The organism is Bradyrhizobium sp. USDA 3256 (assembly GCF_054058275.1).
Map to the genome: position 1 here is coordinate 5,507,716 of NZ_JBSSAE010000002.1, position 18,563 is coordinate 5,526,278.

The window sequence follows — 18,563 nt, forward strand, 5'->3', positions numbered from 1 at the left end:
ACTATCCGCCTCGCGTGTTCTTCGAGAGGAACCGGGTGCGGGCCTCCGCGGAGCTGTCGCCAGTCAGATAGGCGTCGAGGTCCCGAACGGTCATCTCCTCTAGCGCCGCGTCGTCCATCCGCGCCGTCAGGTTCAGTGAGCGCTTGATCGCGGCGAAAAGCTTCTGGTCCTTGCCACGCAGCGTCCGGCAGACATCCACCGCCCGCGCCATGACCTCGGCGGTCGGCACGATCTCGTTGATGGCCCCGATCTCCATCGCCTTGCGGGCATCGACGAGTTCGCCCCAATAGAGCAGCATCTGCGCCTGCCGCAATCCGAGCCTTTCGCTAGCCTTGCGCATGCCCTTGGTGGCGGGAAGCAGGCCGTGATTGATTTCCGGAAACGAGATCCTGCACTCTGCGTTAGCGACGACATGGTCGGCATGCAGCAAAAATTCCAGCGCGCCGCCGACGGCGTAGCCCCGCACGGCGCAGACGATCGGTCCCGAATACTGCTCCATCGCACACAGCAGGGCATGGAATATTCTGATGCGCGGCGCTGCCGTGTCGCCCGCCGCGACCTCCTTGATGTCGCCGCCGGCGCTGAAGAACCGGTCGCCCTGTCCCGTCAGCACGAGGCCAGGTGGTACGTCCTCGGCTGCCAGAGCACGAACGCTTTCCAGCAAGGCCGCGGTGAGATCGAAATTCACCGCATTTGCCGGCGGACGGTTCATAGTGAGTGTGACGAGGTCACCGTCGCGTTCGGTGACGAGAATGCCGCTTGTGTCCATGTATGAAACCCAAAATTGCTCACATGCCGAGAAATGCGCGTTGCACATCCGTGTTGTTCAGCAGTTCATCGCTCTGCCCCTGCAGCACGACACTGCCATTTTCCAGGACATAGCCGCGATTGCTTAGCGCCAGCGATTTCGCGACATTCTGCTCGACAAGCAGCACCGTGATGCCTCTTTGGTGCAGCGACTTCACCACGTCGAACATCATGTCGGTCACGGCCGGCGACAGACCGATCGATGGTTCGTCGAACATGACGATCTCGGGCTTCGACATGATCGCCCGCCCGATCGCCAGCATCTGCTGCTCGCCGCCCGAAAGCGTTCCCGCGAACTGGCGTCGACGCTCGCAGAGGCGGCCGAACAGCCCGTAGACGAATTCGAGCGCTGCGTCTTGATCGGCTATTGCCCGCTTCAGCGATCCCCCGATCAAGAGGTTCTCTTCAACCGAGAGCGCCCCGAAAATCTGACGGCCCTCGGCGACCTGGGCGATTCCGAGTTCGCAGATGTCCCATGGCGGCAACTTCGTGATATCGACGCCGTTCATCCTGACGCTGCCGCTAAATGACGGGACGATGCCCGCGATCGACCTGATCAGGGACGTCTTGCCGGCCCCATTTGCGCCGACGACGCAGATCAACTCGCCCTTCCTGATTTTAAGGGAGACGCCGTTCAGGGCGTTCGATCCATCATATGCGACGCACAGGCCGTCGACCGAAAGAAGAGTGTCATCAAGCATGGAAGCCGGTCCCCAGATAGCTTTCCAGCACCCGCGGGTCGTTCACCACATCGTGGGGCCGTCCCTCCGCGATCTTCGCGCCATGGTGCAGGACGATCACCTTCGACGCGACTTCCATCACGATCCGCATGACATGCTCGACCAGCAGGATCGTCAGTCCGCCCTCCGCCAGCTTCTGCAACACGTGGACGACGGCTGCGGCCTCGGTCGGCCGCAGCCCAGCCATGACTTCATCGAGCAACAGCAGTTTCGGTCTAGTCGATAGCGCCTTGGCCGTCTCCAGCATCTTGCGGTCCGGCAGCGTCAGCTGATCGATCCGGGCCTCCGCCTTGCCGGCCAGGCCGACGCTTTCGAGCGACTGGTGCGCGGTCAACCGCGCCTCACTCACGCTCTTCGTCCAGCTGAACGCGCCCACCATCGCATTGTCGAGGACGGACATATCCCGCATCGGTCTTACGATCTGGAATGTCCGCGCGATCCCCATCCTGCAGACGCGCTCGGGCGGCGTGCGCTCGATCGAGCGCCCCTCGAACAGAACCTTGCCGCTGGTCGGTTTGAGCGCGCCCGCCACGAGATTGAAGCAGGTCGTCTTGCCCGCGCCATTGGGGCCAATGAGCGCAGCAATGCGACCAGGTTGCAGCGTGAAGCTCACATCATTGACGGCGACCAGGCCGCCGAAGGATCGGGTGATATTCTGGACCTCGAGCAGACCCGTCATTCCTCGACCTTTCTCGGCTGCGGGAACCACGGGCGCGACGGCAACTGCACGCCGCTGAAAAGCCGAACCATCGTAGGCCAGATTCCGTCCGGCAGAAACCAGACGACCGCGATCAGGATGACGCCGTAGGCGACATTGTTCAGGCCCGGGACGCCGAGACTGTCGCCGAGCGCCCCCATCAGATGATTGAGTGGAATGGCGGCAAGCGATCCGATCAGCGGGCCGAATGCAGTGCCGAGCCCGCCGACCACCGGCCCGATCAGAACCTCGACGGACACGCCCATGCCCATCATCGAATCCGGAAATACCGACCCCTGCACAAGCGCCAGAACTCCGCCGCCGACCGCCGCCGTCGCGGCGGAAATGGAGATGACTAAAATCTTATGCCGAAAGGTGCGAACGCCGAGCGCGCGGGCCGCCTCGTCATCGTCCCTCATCGCACGCCAGACATAGCCGAGATATGAGCGGGAGATGATCTCGGTGCCGATTACCCCCAAGGCGGAGAGCGCAAGCGCGACGAAATAATAGAAGCGCGCATCGCCACGCAGCATGAGGAGATCGGTCGTGCCGTTTGGAGCCTGAAAGAACAACCCCTGCATTGCGCCGACAAATTCCCAGCCGCCGAACATGATGCGGGCGAATTCGGCCGCCGCGATGGTCAACAGGGCAAAATAGATCCCCCTGACTTCGAAGCGGAAGCTGAGCCAGGCCAGCACGGCGCCGACCGCGCCGGCAATCAGCATGCCGACCATCAGGCCGATCCATGGCGAAACCCCGTATTTGATGTACAGGACCGCCACAGAATAGGCTCCGAGCCCGACAAAGAGCGCGTGACCGATCGAGAGCTGGCCGCCGATGCCGAGCATCAGATTCCACGACTGTCCCATGAAGGTGAACAGCAGGACAATCGTCATCAACGAGATGATGTAGGAGTCGGACAGGATGCCGACCAGCGCCAGGGCAACGAAGACCGATGCCCCGGCGAGCCAGCGCTTCATGCCGTTCGCATCGTCAGATTTCTTTGGCACCGAAGAACCCTCGTGGGCGGAAGATCAGGATGATGATCAGGAGCGCATAGGGAAGCGCCGTCTTCATGGACGGGGTGAACAGGAGCGCGGCGATCGCCTCCGCCACGCCGATGGTCAGCCCGCCGAGCAGCGCGCCGCCGAAACTGCCGAGGCCGCCGACGATCACGGTCACGAAGGCCAGCAACGTGAAGTCGACGGCCAGATAGGGGTGAGCGTCGAATAGCGGCGAGATCAGCGCTCCGGCGACGCCGGCGCAGGCGGCACCGATGCCGAACGTCACCGCGTAGATCCGCGGGATATTCAAGCCCACGATGAAGCCGCCGAGGCGATTGTTGGCCGCCGCGCGCACCGACCGGCCGAATGAGGAATACTTCAGATAGGCGCCAAGCAATGCGATCAGCAGGCCGGCGGTTCCGGCGGCCTGCAGCCGGGCCAGGTCGAACGTCAGGGGACCAAGCGACACTGTGTGGAACGACAATTGCGAAGCCGTCGGCCGCGGATCCGGGCCGAATGCGATCAGGAGAAATCCGCTGAACAGCAGCGACAGACCGATAAAGACAATGAACTGGTAGTGATGCGGACGATTGACGAACCGCTTTACGATCAGTGTTTCCAGCAGATAGCCGAAGACGAACATCACGAGCGCAGCGATCGCCGCCGCCGCAATGATCGGCACGTCCCAGATGCGGACGGACCAATATCCGAGATAGACGCCGAACACGACCATCTCGCCATGGGCGAAATTGACCACGCGCATGACGCCGAAAACGATAGTGAGGCCGAGCGCGATGAGTCCGTAGACAAAGCCGAGCAGGACACCACTCGCAAGAACATTGAGCCAGAGCGACAGCATCAGCGCGCTCCGGCCGATGCGGGAACCGGCTCGTGTGCCTTTGGTACGGCGAAACAGCCCTTGACGTAGAGAAGCGGTTCGCGGTCGGAATTTACCGCCTGCGCCACGACCTGACCGATGAAAATGGTGTGGCTTCCGGCATCATGCGCCGCGAGAACACGGCAATCGAAGCTGCAAACCGCCCGGGTCAGGCTCGGTGCACCGGTGGTCAGGTGTTGCCAAAGGCCGTCGGTGAAGCGGACATCGCCCTTGCTGCCGTCCTGACCGGAAAATGTCTTCGCGAGCGCGAGATGCTCCTCTGCCAGGATGTTCCAGCAAAACACCCGGCTATCCCTGATCGTATCATGCGCTCCAGCCGACTTGTTGACGCAGACCAGCACGCTCGACGGCTCGGTCGATACCGAACAGCCGGCCGTCAGCGTCAGACCATGCCGCCCCGGCCTTGCACCGGTCGTCACGATCGAGACCGCGCCCGGCACATTGCGCATCGCATTTCGAAATTTTTCAGCGTCAAGCGAGGACGCTTGTTGGATGGACATCGGCGATACCTGCAAAGTCATGTTTGTCATGGGCCTCGTGGTGATGATCGAGGATCTTTCGGCATTTCGTCTCGTATCAACTGCGCGCAGGCTGAAAGAACTGGATGTCGTTGCCGCGCGGATCGCGGATATGCGCTACCCGACCATGAGAACCCATGTCGCGAATGGCACCGATGGCTTTGCCACCCGCGGCTTGCGCGCTTGCGACCGTCGCTTCCAGGTCATCGACCTCGAATACAGGAACGGCGCCCCGTGATTGGTCTGAAGCAGACTCGCTTGGACCGGCGATGCAAAACGCGCTCGTGTCGCTGACGAATTGTATCCACCTCCCGGCATCCGCGAAGCGCACGCTCAGACCGAGCGCCTCGTAGAACCTGGCCAGATCTTGCGGATCGGCGGCAGTCAAATAGACCTGTTTGAGCCTCACGTGCTTCCTTCCGTCCCGTCTGTGTGACAGCGCGCCATATTTTTTGCGCGCGGGATTATTCGGCGATAGTTGTCGCTTTCGGTCGGAATTTGTGTTCGAACAGGCCGCTGCCTTGGGCATCGATCAGCATTTTATGCTGATCGCCCAGCTCGCGATCGCGCTTTCATTCTATTCGGTGAATTGCAGACGCCCGTCTTCAAGCGTCAGTGCCGCTAAGGGGCCAGCGCATCGCTGGCGTGGATAATTCGCACGCAATTGATCGCACCTCGCGATCGACCGTCGCTTCGGTGCTTCATTCCTCGGTGGGCTGGCGTATTTCTTGAACGAGCTAGAACTTCTTGTTTCATACGACCTCGATGCCGGAGAGCCGGACCCATGACGTCATGCGACGACAAGGTGAGATGACGAATGAGGTCGATGCTGCGACAACGAGATTTCCGTCTCCGTCGCGGTCGTCGCCGGTCAGGACGACGAGTTCACCAAGTGCGAAGACTCTCAGGCCTCGGTAAAGGGAGCGTCATCGCCGCACTGCTATGCTACGATCGATCGTCTGTCGCTCGCGCGGGAAGGGCCCGCCCTGGCCGGGCCGATGACACACCGGCCATTGGCGGCGCGGCTACAGGACGCCCGTCGAGTGATGCGCGAATTCGCGGAACATCTCGCTATCTCCCCGCGACTGGGCGGCGGCGTCATAGCGCAATTTTGTCGGTCGCTCCTGCCGCGACGAGTTGCACGCCTTCACTGTCACCGGACCGCTGGTGTCGATGGGGAGCACCGTCTTGTGGGATATTCGCTTCAAAGCAAGGTTGGAGCGAATGCTGCATACGCCGGGAATACGCGAGAGCTTGTTGACGATCAGATCTTCCAGATCTTCCACATCGGAGGCCATCACGCGCAGCAGATAGTCGCTATCGCCGGTCATCAGGTAGCATTCCATGACCTGGCTCAGCCGATCGATGGCACGCGTAAAATTATCCAGGGAGACCTGCACCTGTTTCTCAAGCTTGATCGAGATAAAGGCGGTGACGCCGATACCGAGGACGGCCGGGTCCAACACGGCGATACGGCGATCGATGACACCGAGCTTTTCGAGCGTCTTGACTCGCGCGAGGCAGGGCGACGGTGAAAGATTAACGCGAGAGGCAAGCTCGACATTGGTCAGACTTGCGTTCTGCTGGAGCTCATTGAGAATTTTGATATCGATTCTGTCGAGAGCCGTCGTCGTCATGTCGCTGTCTCCCCGAGGGCAAAACGGTCGCTTATCGAGGCCCCGCCCCGCCCGTTTGTCTCGCGCGGTGACATCTCGATGACAGCGATGCTAACCGCAGTCCAGACTGTCGAATTTCGACAAAGCGACGACTTGTATCGAAAAACAGTCAATTTGCGCTTGCGCTCGCAGCTCCGAACCGGCACGTGTTCGCAGCGAGCTCGCATCACTCGCCTTGCCACTAGGACATCCGGTGTGCCGCGACGAAGTCGGCTGCCCGGAGCGCTTTTGCAATGCTTCCCGCCGGAATCTCAAGATCCGAAACGGCGCTACTGCATTCGGCAAGATTGCGCTGGTATTGAGCGGAAGGGGGCCGGACGATGCAATCAGATTGTCCGGCGTTAAGAGGTCATTGGCCTCCTTCGGCTTGCGCAAGCCATGCTCTGACGACGCCAGTCGAATGATCCAGCACTGCTGGTGTAACGCACCACGGAATCAGCCGCGAACAGCACACGTCGGACAAACACAGATTCACGACGACGACCGGAGGAAATATGCGCTTCCTCGCTAGACTGTTCGCCGCGCTGAGCGTCTCCCTGCTGGCGCATCAACTATTTGAGCCAGGCGACCGGCGCGTCGATATCGAGATTCGCCAGCTCATATCCTCGCCTGAAGTCGACGATATGCTTCTCCATCCAGGATCGTGCGTCGACAGCGTCGCGCCGGCTGAGTGCCTGCAATATCTTCTCATGGGCAAAGACGAGGCGTTCGCCGGCATTCAAGCGCGAGAAGACTTTCAGGAACGCTGGATAGAACAGCTGGCTCATCGGCTCGCGGCTGAGTTGCAATGCGCGGTTGCGTGACGCGCGCGCAATGATCTGATGAAATTCAATGTCGAGCTCGACCAGGCTTCGCTTGTCTTCAAGGGCCGCCCTGGTCTGATCGACGTTGGCCTGCAGAGCAGCCAGCAGATCACTGTCAATTCGATCGGCCGCGCAGACAGCAAGTGCCGGCTCGAGAAAGCTCATACTCTCCCAGAGTTCGAAGAAGGTGATCTCATGGAGCACGATGGCGGCCGTCACCTTGTCCGAGATGTCGGCCTCACGAGGCGCGGTGACGTAGAGAAGCTTGCCACCATCCTGGCGGCGGACGAGACCGTTTTGCTCCAGGACCCGAATCGCTTCCCGGACCGTTGATCTGTGAACGCCAAAGTCGGCCGCCAACGTCGTTTCTGCTGGCACCCTGTCACCGACAACCCATTCGCCGGACATGATTTTGGTTTGGATACTACGGACCACTGTCCGGTAAACGGGTTCACTTCGGGACGCCATTGCTCCCGTATCTTGGTCTGCAAGCATTTTCAGTCCGACAATTATACCAAGCTGCGGCGACAGGTTTTGGCATTATAGCATCTTTGGCCAGCGCTGAACTACAACCATAGGCCGGAATTGACAAAAGATCAAATTGCCTCCAATTATTGTCGGACAATAAATTGTCGGACAATAATTTGGGGAGGAAGTCTTGCGTCACCTATTGGCAGCCTGCGTCGCGATTGCACTCCATCATGCGACGCCTGCATTCTCGCAGGCGTCGAACGACGTGGTGAAGATCGGAGTTTTGAACGATCAATCCGGGCTCTATTCCGATCTCAGCGGCCCCGGATCTTCGGTAGCAGCGAAGATGGCTATCGAGGATTTCGGCGGTGCGGTTCTTGGCAAGCCCATCGAGCTTATTTCGGCAGATCACCAGAACAAGCCCGACGTCGGCAGCACCATCGCACGGCGCTGGATCGACACCGAGAAAGTCGATGCGATTGTCGACGTACCGCATTCCGCTACAGCTCTTGCCGTACTCAGCGTGACACGGGAGAAGCAGAAGGTTCTGCTGCTCTCTGGCCCCGCCTATGTCGAGTTCACCGGCAAGGACTGCTCGCCAACGACGGTCCACTGGACCTATGACAGCTATGCGATGGCTAATGGCACCGCGCGTGCGATGGTCAAGCAAGGCGGCGACAGCTGGTTCTTTCTCACTGGTGACAATGCAGGAAGCCATTCCCAGGAGCGAGAAGCGATGGCATTCGTGCAGAAGGCTGGAGGTACGGTACTCGGAAGCGTCCGTCATCCGCTGAACACATCGGATTTCTCGTCATATCTGCTGCAAGCCCAGCAGTCCAAGGCCAAGGTGATTGGGCTTGCAAACGCGGGCGGTGACACCGTCAATGCCATCAAGCAGGCGAACGAATTCGGCCTGGTGCAAGGAGGCCAAAAGCTCGCTGGCCTCCTGATGTTTATTACCGACGTCAAGGCGGTCGGGCTTGAGCAGGCAAAGAGCCTGGTCATCACCGATGCCTTCTATTGGGATGCGGACGACCGTACCCGGGCTTGGTCTCGCCGATTCATGAAGCTGCACAATGGACGGGCGCCAACCTCGATCCAGGCCGGCGTATATAGTGCGGTCCTGCACTATCTGAAGGCGGTGCAGGCGGCCGGCACCGACGAGGGAGTGGCGGTTACCGCCAAGATGAAGGAATTGCCGGTCCGCGACTTCTTTAGCGACGACTACCGGATTCGTCAGGACGGCCGCCTGGTGCGCGACATGTATCTGCTGCAGGTCAAGGCGCCGGAGGAATCCAAGGAGCCGTGGGACATCTTCAAGGTTCTGGCGCGAATTCCCGGCGACGAGGCGTACCGACCGATGGCCGATGGCCACTGCCCTCTCGTCAAGTAAGGCCGATCGCCGCGAAGCCAGAAGCCCCGGTAAGTCGAACGTGACCGCCGGAACGCGCAACCGATGCTGCAGGAGATGTATCGCTGTGAATGATCTTGATTTCAATGGGAAAACAGTTCTGGTCGTCGGTGGATCGAGCGGAATAGGCAATGCGATCGCGCAGGCGTTCCGTCGGCGCGGCGCTGCCGTTCACATCTGGGGCACCCGCGCCGCGGCGTCGGACTATCGACCCGACGACGGCTCCGATCTGACCGGACTGCATTACGCGCGGATGGACGTCGGCGACTTCGATGCGATCACCGCCTCTGCGCCGTCGTTCGATCGCCTCGACGTGCTGGTGCTTTCGCAAGGGATCGTTCTCTACAATCGACGCGAATTCGAACCCAAAGGCTTCCAGCACGTCATCGATGTCAATCTCAACAGCCTGATGGTCTGCAGCCTCAAATTTCACGACCTGCTGAGGGCGAGCGGCGGTTCACTCATCATTCTCAGCTCGATGGCCGGCTTCCGCTCGACCAAGGGCAACCCGGCCTACAATGCCTCGAAGGCCGGCGCGATCGGATTGACGCGCACGCTGGGAGAGGCATGGGCCGAGGACGGCATCCGCGTCAATGGCATTGCGCCGGGGCTTATCGAGACCAAGCTGACCAAGGTCACGACCGATCATCCGAAGCGGCGCGAGGCGACAGAGCAGCGCGTGCCGCTGAAGCGGCTGGGACAGCCGGACGACATCGCCGGCACAGCGCTGTTCCTTGCCTCGCCGCTGGCATCCTACATTATCGGCCAGACCATCGTGGTGGACGGAGGCCTGACGCTCGCCTGAATGGTAACGTTCACCGCGTGCCGCGAACACGCGCGTATTCGCGGTCGCGCAACTCGCGACGCCGGATCTTGCCCGTGATTGTCATCGGCAGTTCAGCGACATATTCGATCGCCCGCGGATACTTGTAAGGAGCGGTGACCGACTTGACGTGGTCCTGCAATTCCCGCGTCAGCTCCGCCGCGGGCATCGCGCCATCGCGCAAAACCACGAAGGCTTTCACGATCTCGCCGCGCTCTTCGTCGGGGCAGCCCACCACCGCGCAGAACTGGACCGCCGAATGCTCGGCAAGCGCATTCTCGACCTCGATCGGACCGATACGATAACCGGCCGAATTGATGACATCGTCGGAGCGTCCGCGATACCAGAAGTAACCGTCAGCATCCTTCTCGGCGCGGTCGCTGGTAAGAAACCAGCGCCCGTCCGGACCGTCGATAAAGCAGGCTTGCGTCCTGTCCGGGTCCTTCCAGTAGCCCTGCATCAATTGCGGATTCGGCAGCTTGAGCGCGAGATCCCCTTCCTGTCCTGGCGGCAGGCGATTGCCGAGCCCGTCGACTACGTCGAGATTGGAGCCCGGTGACGGCCGCCCCATCGAGCCATACCGGACCGGCTCGCTCGGATAGTTCAGCGCCACCATCAGGGCCTCGGTCTGGCCGTAGGCCTCGTCGATCCGGATACCGGTGGCGCGCTCCCATCGCTCGGCAACCACCGGATTCATGGCCTCGCCGGCGGTCACAACGCGGCGCAGCCGCCCCAGATCGCTCCGCGACGACACCTCGTTCACGACTTTCGACAGCTCAGTGCCAGGCGCACAGTAGACTGTGACCTGATGCTTGCGCAGCAGTGCCGGACGATCCTTGGGGACGAACGAACCGTCAAAGATGAACGAGCACGCGCCGCAGCTCAGCGGACCAAAGATGATGCTGGTTCCGGCCTTGCTCCAGCCGGTGTCGGCCGTACACCAGATCACCTCGCCCGGACGCAGGTCGAGCCAGTAAAGCGCCGATATCCGCCATGCGTAAATGGCATGCGCGGCGTGCACGACGCCCTTCGGGTGGCCGGTCGAGCCCGACGTGTAATACATGATCGCGGGGTCGTCGGCATCGACGATCGCCGGCTCGGCAACATCGGATGCGCTCTCGAGCTCCCTGTCCCATGCCAGCCAACCAGAGACGGCGCCGAGAGCAATTCGCACCGGTATCGCGTTTTCCACCGCGGCAAACTTGGTGGCCTGCCCGGATCGGCAGATCACGGCCTTCACCTCGGCATTGCTCACGCGGTATTCGAGATCCCGCGCGGTGAGCATCTCGATGCACGGGATCGGCACCGCACCGATCTTCATGATTGCGATCAACGAGACGAACCATTCCGGCAGGCGCGGCAGCATGACGAGGACGCGATCGCCCTTCTCCACACCATGCGCGCGCAACACATTGGCCAGCCTGTTCGATAGCCGCGACAGGTCTGAATAATTATAGGTGCGGGTGTCGCCGGCCTCGTTCTGCCAAATCAACGCCGGGCCATCGTGCTCGCGAGCCCAGCGGTCGACGATATCGGCGCCGAAATTGAAGGTGGCCGGAACGTCCCAGCGAAAATTCGCGCGCAACGCCTCGTAGCGTTCCGCGTCCGGCTCTTTGGTGTGTGTCCATATATCTCGCATTGTTGTTTCCTCCCGCTTGGTGCGGTTCTTGTTTTTCAATGGGGTCGGCGTGTTGCGATCATCTAGTTCCCGCCGTGGGTCAGAATGCGTCGTCCGATCGCCCATCGATGCACTTCGGAGGGGCCGTCATAGATGCGGAAGGCACGGATATCGCGATAGAACCGTTCGACGATCGTGTCGCGCGTCGTTCCCAGTCCACCCAGGATCTGCAGCGAACGGTCAGCAACGCGAGCAATCGCCTCGGAGCAAATCACCTTCGCCATCGAGCTTTCGCTGGACGCCCGATCTCCCCTGTCGAGCACCCATGCCGTGTGCCAGATCGTCAGTTGCGCCAGGTGAATGTCCATCGCGTTGTCGGCCAGCATGAAGGAAACTCCCTCATGCTCGCCGATCGGCCTTCCGAACGCGGTACGGCGGCGCGCGAATTCGGTCGCGATCTCCTGCGCGCGGATTGCCGAACCGAGCCAACGCATGCAGTGCGTGAGCCGCGCCGGCGCGAGACGAACCTGCGCATACCGAAAGCCCTGCCCGACCTCGCCAAGCACAGCGCCGGCAGGAACCCGGAGTCCATCGAAGCGAACGACTGCATGGCCGCCTACAAAGCTCGAATCGATCGTGTCGAGCGTACGCTCGATCCTGATGGCTGGATCGGACATATCCGCAAGAAACATCGTGGCGGCACTTTCGGTCCCATCGCCATGCGCCTTCGCCATGATGATGGCGAATGCAGCGCCTTCGGCGCCGGTGATCAACCATTTCTCGCCATCTATGACCCAGTCATTGCCGTCACGGCGTGCCGTCGTCTGCAACAGACTCGGATCGGACCCAGCACCGGGAGCTGGCTCCGTCATGCAAAAGCAGGAGCGCACCGTACCCGTCGCGAGCGGCCTCAGATAGCGCTCGCGCTGATCGGCGCGAGCAACGACATCGAGAAGATGAATGTTGCCCTCATCGGGCGCGGCGCAATGCAGTGCAACCGGTCCCAGCATGGAGTAGCCCGCAGCGGTGAATACGGCAGCACGACCGATATGAGACAGATGCTGACCGCCATATTCCTCTGGCGCATGCGGCGCAAAGACGCCGGCCTCACGCGCGAGCGCATTCAACTCGCGGCGCAGGTCATCAGTCGGGCCGTGATCCGTCCAGCGCTTGTCCTTCTCGAACGGAACAACCCTGTCCCTGACGAACGCCTTCACGCGATACGCCAGTTCCGACACCTGCGGCGGCAGTGAGAAGTTCATGTCGAGCTCAGCCATTATTAGCCTTCAGATCCGTTTGAGACGTCGCGCGCAATCAAGAGAATATCTTCGCCGAGAGCCGCGAAATCGGCATAGCGGTCGTCCTTCACCGCCCCATTCAGCCATTGGCGGTGCAGTTGCAGAAACACGATCCCGAGCTTGAACAGCGCGAGAACGCGCATAGCAAGCAGGTCATCAAGGTCAGTTCCCGTCAGCGCTGCATAGCGCTCCGCAACCCTGGCGCGTCGCCAAAATCCTGAATTTACCGTGGGCATCTGTTGAAGACGATGCAGCGCCGGCGGATCATTCGGCTCGGCCCAATAGCTGAGCAGTGTCGCCAAGTCGAACAGCGGATCTCCCCGCGTTCCCATGTCCCAGTCGACCAGCGCCACCGGCGCCAGCGTCCGTGGCTCGAGGATGAGATTGTCGAGCTTGAAATCACAGTGAAGCAGCGTCGGCGGGCGTACCCGAAACGTCTGCCGCAACAGCCAGCGAGAGTTGTCCTGCAACAGGGCCTGCAACGCGGCGCCATCGGCCACCAGCACCCCGCGCCTTGACCATCCGGCAATCGCGCGCCCGATGAATCCTTCGGGCCGGCCGAGATCTTCCAGCCCCGCCTCGCGCGCGTCGACGCCGTGGAGCGCCGCCAGCGTCGCAACCAGCATTTCGGAAAGGGCATCGGGAGCACCCTCGCGCCCTTCCAACTGCGACAGATCGGTCCCGCGAATAACGAGGCCGGGGCGATACTCAATCAGTTGAAAGGGAACGCCGATGACGCTTCGGTCGTCGCAGTAGTGCAGGCATCTCGGGACGAACGGGAGGGCATTGGAAAGTCGCGACAGGATACGATGCTCGCGCTCCATGTCGTGTGCGCCCGGCGGCAGCTCGCCATCCGGCGGACGACGCAAGACGGTTGGCTGCCCATCCAAAACGACGAGGTAGTTGCGATTGGCGAGGCCGCCGGCAAATCGCCGGATCGGCTGCGAGAGGTCGAGACTCATGCCGAAGCCGTTCAAATACCGCGCAAGCCGCTCCCAGCCGGACTGCGCGCTATCCGCAGCCGGCATCAGATCCGCGCTTACCAGTTTCGATCGGACGACCTCCAAGTCCAGGCTCCAAAATCTGCGTTATTGTCCGACAATACACACATCTCAGAAAGTGACGTTCAGGTCAAGGCCTCAGTTTCATGTAATTCAGCTCCAAAAAAGCGCTTGCTGAATATTTTATTGTCGGACAATAATTGTCAGATACAGGGGGTCCGACGGCAATGAAGTCAAGGGCGCTATCATGACAATATCTCCGACCGACCGCAGCAACCAAGCGGTCGTCATCCCTCCTGGTGCACTGGCCCTGCTGCGCCAGCCATCAGTGCATTACGGCGCACATGCCGAAGACGCGGTCGAGCGGCTGGCGAGGGACTGCGGTTCGACCCGCATTCTGCCGATCGTCACGTCGTCATTGCTTCGCAATCCGGTTGTCGAAGCCACGCTCAAGCGCCTCGGACCTTCGGCGCTCCCGGCCTTCTTCGACCTGAAGCCCCACACGCCATTCGACGTCGTGCTCTCGCTCATCGAAACGATCGAACACCAAAATCCCGATTTGATCATTGTGTTCGGCGGAGGGAGCGCAATCGATGCCGTTAAGATCGCTGGCCTTGCGGCGGGTGCGAGAGTTCGGGATCGGGTCGCATTGCTCGGGCTACGTTCGGTGCCCGACAACCTCGGAATCTCTCGCCCCTCGCCTGGAGTGCGCAATATCCCGATCATTGCCGTGCCGACGACGCTTTCGGCGGCCGAATTCGGAATCATCGCCGGCGCGACCGACGTCGAAACCGCCGTAAAGCACATCTTCATGTCCGATAGCCTGGCGCCGAACATGATTGTTTACGATCCGTGGCTCGGCGCGCAGACCTCTCTCGATCTCTGGCTGTCGACCGGTATACGCTCCATTGATCATGGGATTGAGACCGTCCTTTCGCGAGACGGCAATCCGTTTACCGACGCCCTCGCCATGCGCGGATTAGCGCTGTTGCGCGAGGGTCTGAGTGCAGCGCACGTCGATCCCGCCGACGTCGAGGCTCGTCATCGCTGCCAGCTCGGCACCTGGCTCGCGGGCTCCAGCATCGGCCGGGTTCGCTACGGCGCCAGTCACGGACTCGGACATCAGTTGGGAGCAATCGCTGGCGTCCCGCATGGCATGACGTCCTGCGTGCTGCTGCCCGCCGTCCTTGCCTTTAACGCACCGGTATCTGCCGCACAGCAGGCCGAGCTCTCGGTGATTTTTGGCGAACCTGGGAAATCGGCGGCGGATGCCGTCCGCCGTTTCATCGAATCGCTTGGGCTCCCGACCCGGTTATCGCAGCTCAGCGTAGATGAAAGCACCCTGCCGCGGGTCGCGGAGACAGGTCTGAACAATGCGTTTGTCAAAGCGAACTTGCGCCCAATTGAAACGGCAGCCGATATCATGACTATCCTTCGCGCTGCTTGCTGACGCCCCCTTGGGAGAAGGTTGTGGACGTCAAACATCGGCTTGGACGACGACACAGACTCTCAACGCGGCGACGCCGTCACTTTCGGCAACCGCCGCGTCGCTAACCCTCAAGGTTTGCCAAAGAACTCGGCAATGGTGCGAGCCACAGCCTGCGGATCGTTTTCCATCGGGATGTGGCCGGCCGCCTTGATCCGGACCAGCCTGCTTGCCGGAATCTCGCGGACGAACCTCTCGGCATAGTCAATCGTCTGGAACTGGTCATCTTCGCCCCAGACCAGCAGCTTGGGCGTGTTTGACCGGCCGAGCCTGGGCAGGAGCTCGAGCGTATGGCGATGATCAGCTGCGCCCGCGAGCGCCAGCCACGACCGCGCGACCCGCGGATCGGTCCAGGGCTGCAGATATTCGGCCATCTCGGCCTCGCTTGCAGGCCGCGCAAGCGCCTTGGCAACGGCCTCCCGGCGCGCCGCCACGACATCCTCGGTCGAGGTCGCAGCGGCCACCGCCGGATCGCGGAAGCGAGCGACCGTCGGCGCCGGCCAAGAGTCGTACATCACGGCATTCACGAGCGCCAGGCGCGAGACGTCAACAGCGCCGTTGACCAGCAGACACTGCGCGACGCCGCCTCCGATATCGTGACCTGCGACCATGACCGGTCCCGTATGACCGAGCGCGGCAAGGAAACGAGGAATCCAGGCGGCCAACCGCGGAACCGATGCCTCCGCCCCTTCGAGTGCACCTCCGGATCTTCCAAAGCCCGGGAAGTCGACCGCAACCGGACGCGGCCCGGCCGCTGCGATATCGTCGAGCACCGGCTGCCAGACGCGGCTCCAATACGTACCGTGAAGCATCAGCACCAACGGGCCGCTATTGCCAGCCGCCAGGTAGCTGATCGGAATTCCGTCGACGTCAATTGTCGCGCGCGCCGTCATCGAACCATCCTCCTGATGTACTCGTCGCCGATTCCGACTTTCTTGTAGTGTCGGCTCATTTGTTCAAGCTTGGTGAAGGAGTCTTCGTAACCGAGTGCAACACCATGAGGATCAACATAAGTGTAGCCGCTGGTGACATGAAACAACGTCACCATTTCCGCCACGTCTTCAGGCACGACGAGGGTGTGAGTCTCACCGGGAGGCTCAAAAGAGTAGTCACCGGCAGATGCAATCCAATCGTGCTCCAGATAGTGCCACTTGCCGCGGAGCGTAAAAGCATGAACCGGACCGGCGTGCCGATGGCGGGACACGACACCCGAGGCACGCACCCGGATCAGGTTGATGAAATAGCCCTGGCTGACATTAAGCAGCAGCGGCTTGAATGAGACGTCTTTCGCCTGCGGCACCCACAGGCGCTCGTCCCCACTGAGGTCGAGGGCCGAAGCAACGAGGGTGTCGGCGAGCATACCCGTGGGCTGCGGCAGCTGGTACGGCACCTTGCTGTAGTCGATCGAGCGCCGCTCCGGCGCGGGAGCCGCTTCAACAGGGGGTGTGACAGTCATGTTTTTTCCTCGCTTTGTGAAACAATGTTTGGATGCGGGCTCGAATGACGGGCATGATTTGGATTAAGATGACCAGCAGCGCGATCATGTTGCCGTCTCAGATCCGACCTCGAAGGCGCGATGCCGTTTGTCCGAACAGCACGGATTTCGCGTTCTCGGTCACTGTCGGTCGGGTGTTGATCGTTTGGGCAAGTTCGTAGGCCCTTGACGTGGCGGGCCGCTCCTGCACGGCCCGAAACCAGCGCTTCAGATGAGGAAAATCATCCAGGTTCTGCTGTTGCCGCTGGTGCGGCACGATCCAGGGGTAGGACGCCATATCGGCGATCGTGTAGTCGGCGCCGGCGATGTACTCGCGGTCTGCAAGCCTCCTGTCGAGCACGCCATAGAGGCGGTTGGTCTCGTTGACGTAGCGCGCCATGGCGTATGGGATGCGCTCCGGTGCATACCGAACGAAATGATGGTTTTGCCCGGCCATGGGTCCGAGACCTCCCATCTGCCAGAACAGCCATTGCAGCACGTCCGCACGTGCTCGCACGTCACTCGGAATGAACCGACCGGTCTTCTCGGCGAGATAGAGCAGGATAGCGCCGGACTCGAACAGAGAGATCGGCTCTCCACCTGCGGCTGGCGCATGGTCGAGCAGTGCCGGAATACGGTTGTTCGAGGCGATCTTGAGAAACTCGGGCTGGAATTGCTCACCTGTCGAGATGTTCACCGGAATGACGCGATAAGGCAGGCCACTCTCCTCGAGGAAGATCGTCACCTTGTGGCCGTTTGGCGTGGTCCAGTAATAGAGATCGAGCATGATCCGCGGCCTCCCAGATTGTGCTTTGTCCCCTCATATTGGTGGGCTGGCTTTTCGCTGTGAATTCGCTAGAACTTCGCAGTCGATGTGAATTTTTGCACAATGGCCGACTGGGAAAACTTGAAGTCTTTCGCCGCCCTTGCGCGCAACGGCACGCTCTCCGCCGCCGCACGTCTGCTCGCGGTCGAGCATGCGACCATTGCGCGCCGTATCGCGGCGCTTGAACAGGAGCTTGGGCTGCGACTGGTGGACCGCCGTGGGCGGCAACTATTGCTGACCGCGGCGGGCAAGCGCGTCGCAAGCCTCGTCGGGCCGATGGATGCACAGGCTCAAGCGATTGAGCGGACGGCCTCTGGCGAACGAGCAGAGGTCTCCGGGGAAGTCACCATCAGCGCAACGCCGGTGCTCGCGGCCACAATGCTGGCGGAGCCGATTGTCGACCTGCGCCGGTCACACCCCAGGCTTACAATCCGGGTCTTGGCCGAGACGCGCTACTCGTCACTCAATCAGCGCGAGGCTGATATCGCTGTACGTTTCAGCCGCCCGATCGAAGGCGATCTCACGGCTTCAAAGGTCGGCGCGGTAACATTCCATCTGTATGGGAGCCGGGCTTATCTGGAGACCACCAGCGCTTCGGACTGGACGTTCATCGGCTACGACGAAGTCCTGGAAGGCGCGGCCCAGCAAGCCGCCCTCCGCCGCGTTGCCGGCGATAAGCCGCTGGCGCTCCGGTCGAGTACCCTCGAGCTTCAGGTTGCGCTTGTTCGCGCCGGCGGAGGGGTAGCCGCGCTGCCCGACTTCATCGCCGCCAGAGATCCGGTCCTCGCGCGGGCCCGGCGGGAGAAGATCGCACAACGCGACGTGTGGCTCGTTTTTCATACGGACCTGAAGCGCTCGGCCCCGGTTCGAACCGTAGCGACCTGCTTGCGGGAATTCCTACGAGAGAAGCTCGCAGCTACCGCCCGCTAACACCGCAAACACAATCTTCAGTCTTGGAGCCCGACTCCAATCTTGACTAAGTGCGCGAGCTGAAATCCCGTCCCTCGCCGGC

19 protein-coding genes are annotated in these 18,563 nt (G+C 61.3%); 4 read left to right on the forward strand and 15 right to left on the reverse strand.

The window, feature by feature from the left end; genetic code table 11:
- Position 1: 1 nt before the first annotated feature.
- From ACVWY5_RS27965 to ACVWY5_RS28005, 9 genes are all read right to left on the reverse strand, one after another.
- Complete coding sequence (locus ACVWY5_RS27965; protein ID WP_028337501.1) at positions 2 to 769, reverse strand: enoyl-CoA hydratase/isomerase family protein; 768 nt, start codon at positions 767 to 769, stop codon at positions 2 to 4.
- 19 nt (positions 770 to 788) lie between these two features.
- Positions 789 to 1,508: an ABC transporter ATP-binding protein gene (locus ACVWY5_RS27970; RefSeq protein WP_028337500.1), complete on the reverse strand. Its 720-nt coding sequence runs from the start codon at positions 1,506 to 1,508 to the stop codon at positions 789 to 791.
- On the reverse strand, positions 1,501 to 2,226 hold the full coding sequence (locus ACVWY5_RS27975; protein WP_028337499.1) for an ABC transporter ATP-binding protein: 726 nt from the start codon (positions 2,224 to 2,226) through the stop codon (positions 1,501 to 1,503). The genes ACVWY5_RS27970 and ACVWY5_RS27975 overlap by 8 nt, the downstream gene beginning before the upstream one ends.
- Positions 2,223 to 3,254 carry a branched-chain amino acid ABC transporter permease gene (locus ACVWY5_RS27980; RefSeq protein WP_321176587.1) on the reverse strand — a complete coding sequence of 344 codons (1,032 nt, stop codon included), beginning with the start codon at positions 3,252 to 3,254 and terminating at the stop codon, positions 2,223 to 2,225. The genes ACVWY5_RS27975 and ACVWY5_RS27980 overlap by 4 nt, the downstream gene beginning before the upstream one ends.
- Complete coding sequence (locus ACVWY5_RS27985; RefSeq protein ID WP_028337497.1) at positions 3,238 to 4,107, reverse strand: branched-chain amino acid ABC transporter permease; 870 nt, start codon at positions 4,105 to 4,107, stop codon at positions 3,238 to 3,240. Before ACVWY5_RS27985 ends, ACVWY5_RS27980 begins: the two co-directional genes overlap by 17 nt.
- Positions 4,107 to 4,661, reverse strand: a complete 555-nt coding sequence (locus ACVWY5_RS27990; RefSeq protein ID WP_321176586.1) for a flavin reductase family protein — start codon at positions 4,659 to 4,661, stop codon at positions 4,107 to 4,109. Before ACVWY5_RS27990 ends, ACVWY5_RS27985 begins: the two co-directional genes overlap by 1 nt.
- Before the next feature lie 61 nt (positions 4,662 to 4,722).
- Entirely contained in the window at positions 4,723 to 5,193 is a 471-nt protein-coding gene (locus ACVWY5_RS27995; RefSeq protein ID WP_080667296.1) for a VOC family protein, read from the reverse strand.
- Positions 5,194 to 5,689: 496 nt separating this feature from the next.
- The gene (locus ACVWY5_RS28000; protein ID WP_051376360.1) at positions 5,690 to 6,301 is read right to left on the reverse strand and encodes an Lrp/AsnC family transcriptional regulator; all 612 of its coding nucleotides are present in this window, start codon (positions 6,299 to 6,301) and stop codon (positions 5,690 to 5,692) included.
- A 590-nt stretch (positions 6,302 to 6,891) separates the two neighbouring features.
- Positions 6,892 to 7,638, reverse strand: coding sequence for a FadR/GntR family transcriptional regulator (locus ACVWY5_RS28005; protein WP_456671719.1), 747 nt, complete (start codon positions 7,636 to 7,638; stop codon positions 6,892 to 6,894).
- 163 nt (positions 7,639 to 7,801) lie between these two features.
- Between ACVWY5_RS28005 and ACVWY5_RS28010 the strand changes: the two genes are divergently transcribed.
- Both ACVWY5_RS28010 and ACVWY5_RS28015 read left to right on the forward strand, forming a co-directional pair.
- Positions 7,802 to 9,007, forward strand: a complete 1,206-nt coding sequence (locus ACVWY5_RS28010; protein ID WP_028337494.1) for an ABC transporter substrate-binding protein — start codon at positions 7,802 to 7,804, stop codon at positions 9,005 to 9,007.
- An 85-nt stretch (positions 9,008 to 9,092) separates the two neighbouring features.
- Positions 9,093 to 9,830 carry an SDR family oxidoreductase gene (locus ACVWY5_RS28015; RefSeq protein WP_028337493.1) on the forward strand — a complete coding sequence of 246 codons (738 nt, stop codon included), beginning with the start codon at positions 9,093 to 9,095 and terminating at the stop codon, positions 9,828 to 9,830.
- Between the two features lie 10 nt (positions 9,831 to 9,840).
- Here the strand turns inward: ACVWY5_RS28015 and ACVWY5_RS28020 are convergent, their stop codons facing one another.
- The 3 genes from ACVWY5_RS28020 to ACVWY5_RS28030 all read right to left on the reverse strand — a co-directional run bounded on the left by ACVWY5_RS28020 (position 9,841) and on the right by ACVWY5_RS28030 (position 13,831).
- Entirely contained in the window at positions 9,841 to 11,487 is a 1,647-nt protein-coding gene (locus ACVWY5_RS28020) for an AMP-binding protein (protein ID WP_063616525.1), read from the reverse strand.
- Positions 11,488 to 11,549: 62 nt separating this feature from the next.
- Positions 11,550 to 12,743, reverse strand: coding sequence for an acyl-CoA dehydrogenase family protein (locus ACVWY5_RS28025; RefSeq protein WP_321176585.1), 1,194 nt, complete (start codon positions 12,741 to 12,743; stop codon positions 11,550 to 11,552).
- Positions 12,744 to 12,745: 2 nt separating this feature from the next.
- A complete protein-coding gene (locus tag ACVWY5_RS28030) occupies positions 12,746 to 13,831 on the reverse strand; it encodes a phosphotransferase family protein (protein ID WP_051376359.1) in 1,086 nt (361 codons plus the stop codon).
- A gap of 181 nt (positions 13,832 to 14,012) precedes the next feature.
- Here ACVWY5_RS28030 and ACVWY5_RS28035 point away from each other — a divergent pair, with 181 nt between their 5' ends.
- Complete coding sequence (locus tag ACVWY5_RS28035; RefSeq protein ID WP_080667294.1) at positions 14,013 to 15,215, forward strand: iron-containing alcohol dehydrogenase; 1,203 nt, start codon at positions 14,013 to 14,015, stop codon at positions 15,213 to 15,215.
- 107 nt (positions 15,216 to 15,322) lie between these two features.
- Here the strand turns inward: ACVWY5_RS28035 and ACVWY5_RS28040 are convergent, their stop codons facing one another.
- The 3 genes from ACVWY5_RS28040 to ACVWY5_RS28050 form a co-directional block, all read right to left on the reverse strand.
- On the reverse strand, positions 15,323 to 16,144 hold the full coding sequence (locus tag ACVWY5_RS28040) for an alpha/beta fold hydrolase (protein WP_028337490.1): 822 nt from the start codon (positions 16,142 to 16,144) through the stop codon (positions 15,323 to 15,325).
- Positions 16,141 to 16,707, reverse strand: coding sequence for a 2,4'-dihydroxyacetophenone dioxygenase family protein (locus tag ACVWY5_RS28045; protein WP_456671720.1), 567 nt, complete (start codon positions 16,705 to 16,707; stop codon positions 16,141 to 16,143). Before ACVWY5_RS28045 ends, ACVWY5_RS28040 begins: the two co-directional genes overlap by 4 nt.
- A 97-nt stretch (positions 16,708 to 16,804) precedes the next feature.
- Positions 16,805 to 17,512, reverse strand: a complete 708-nt coding sequence (locus ACVWY5_RS28050; protein ID WP_028337488.1) for a glutathione binding-like protein — start codon at positions 17,510 to 17,512, stop codon at positions 16,805 to 16,807.
- 102 nt (positions 17,513 to 17,614) lie between these two features.
- Between ACVWY5_RS28050 and ACVWY5_RS28055 the strand changes: the two genes are divergently transcribed.
- A complete protein-coding gene (locus ACVWY5_RS28055) occupies positions 17,615 to 18,481 on the forward strand; it encodes a LysR family transcriptional regulator (protein ID WP_038377970.1) in 867 nt (288 codons plus the stop codon).
- Positions 18,482 to 18,563: the final 82 nt, after the last annotated feature.

Bases quoted from the DNA above. Each gene is read 5' to 3' on its own strand.
- ACVWY5_RS27965 (WP_028337501.1), bottom strand. From the start codon at position 769: ATGGACACAAGCGGCATTCTCGTCACCGAACGCGACGGTGACCTCGTC.
- ACVWY5_RS27970 (WP_028337500.1), bottom strand. From the start codon at position 1,508: ATGCTTGATGACACTCTTCTTTCGGTCGACGGCCTGTGCGTCGCATAT.
- ACVWY5_RS27975 (WP_028337499.1), bottom strand. From the start codon at position 2,226: ATGACGGGTCTGCTCGAGGTCCAGAATATCACCCGATCCTTCGGCGGC.
- ACVWY5_RS27985 (WP_028337497.1), bottom strand. From the start codon at position 4,107: ATGCTGTCGCTCTGGCTCAATGTTCTTGCGAGTGGTGTCCTGCTCGGC.
- ACVWY5_RS27995 (WP_080667296.1), bottom strand. From the start codon at position 5,193: ATGCCCAAGGCAGCGGCCTGTTCGAACACAAATTCCGACCGAAAGCGA.
- ACVWY5_RS28000 (WP_051376360.1), bottom strand. From the start codon at position 6,301: ATGACGACGACGGCTCTCGACAGAATCGATATCAAAATTCTCAATGAG.
- ACVWY5_RS28005 (WP_456671719.1), bottom strand. From the start codon at position 7,638: ATGCTTGCAGACCAAGATACGGGAGCAATGGCGTCCCGAAGTGAACCC.
- ACVWY5_RS28020 (WP_063616525.1), bottom strand. From the start codon at position 11,487: ATGCGAGATATATGGACACACACCAAAGAGCCGGACGCGGAACGCTAC.
- ACVWY5_RS28025 (WP_321176585.1), bottom strand. From the start codon at position 12,743: ATGGCTGAGCTCGACATGAACTTCTCACTGCCGCCGCAGGTGTCGGAA.
- ACVWY5_RS28035 (WP_080667294.1), top strand. From the start codon at position 14,013: ATGACAATATCTCCGACCGACCGCAGCAACCAAGCGGTCGTCATCCCT.
- ACVWY5_RS28040 (WP_028337490.1), bottom strand. From the start codon at position 16,144: ATGACGGCGCGCGCGACAATTGACGTCGACGGAATTCCGATCAGCTAC.
- ACVWY5_RS28045 (WP_456671720.1), bottom strand. From the start codon at position 16,707: ATGACTGTCACACCCCCTGTTGAAGCGGCTCCCGCGCCGGAGCGGCGC.
- ACVWY5_RS28050 (WP_028337488.1), bottom strand. From the start codon at position 17,512: ATGCTCGATCTCTATTACTGGACCACGCCAAACGGCCACAAGGTGACG.
- ACVWY5_RS28055 (WP_038377970.1), top strand. From the start codon at position 17,615: ATGGCCGACTGGGAAAACTTGAAGTCTTTCGCCGCCCTTGCGCGCAAC.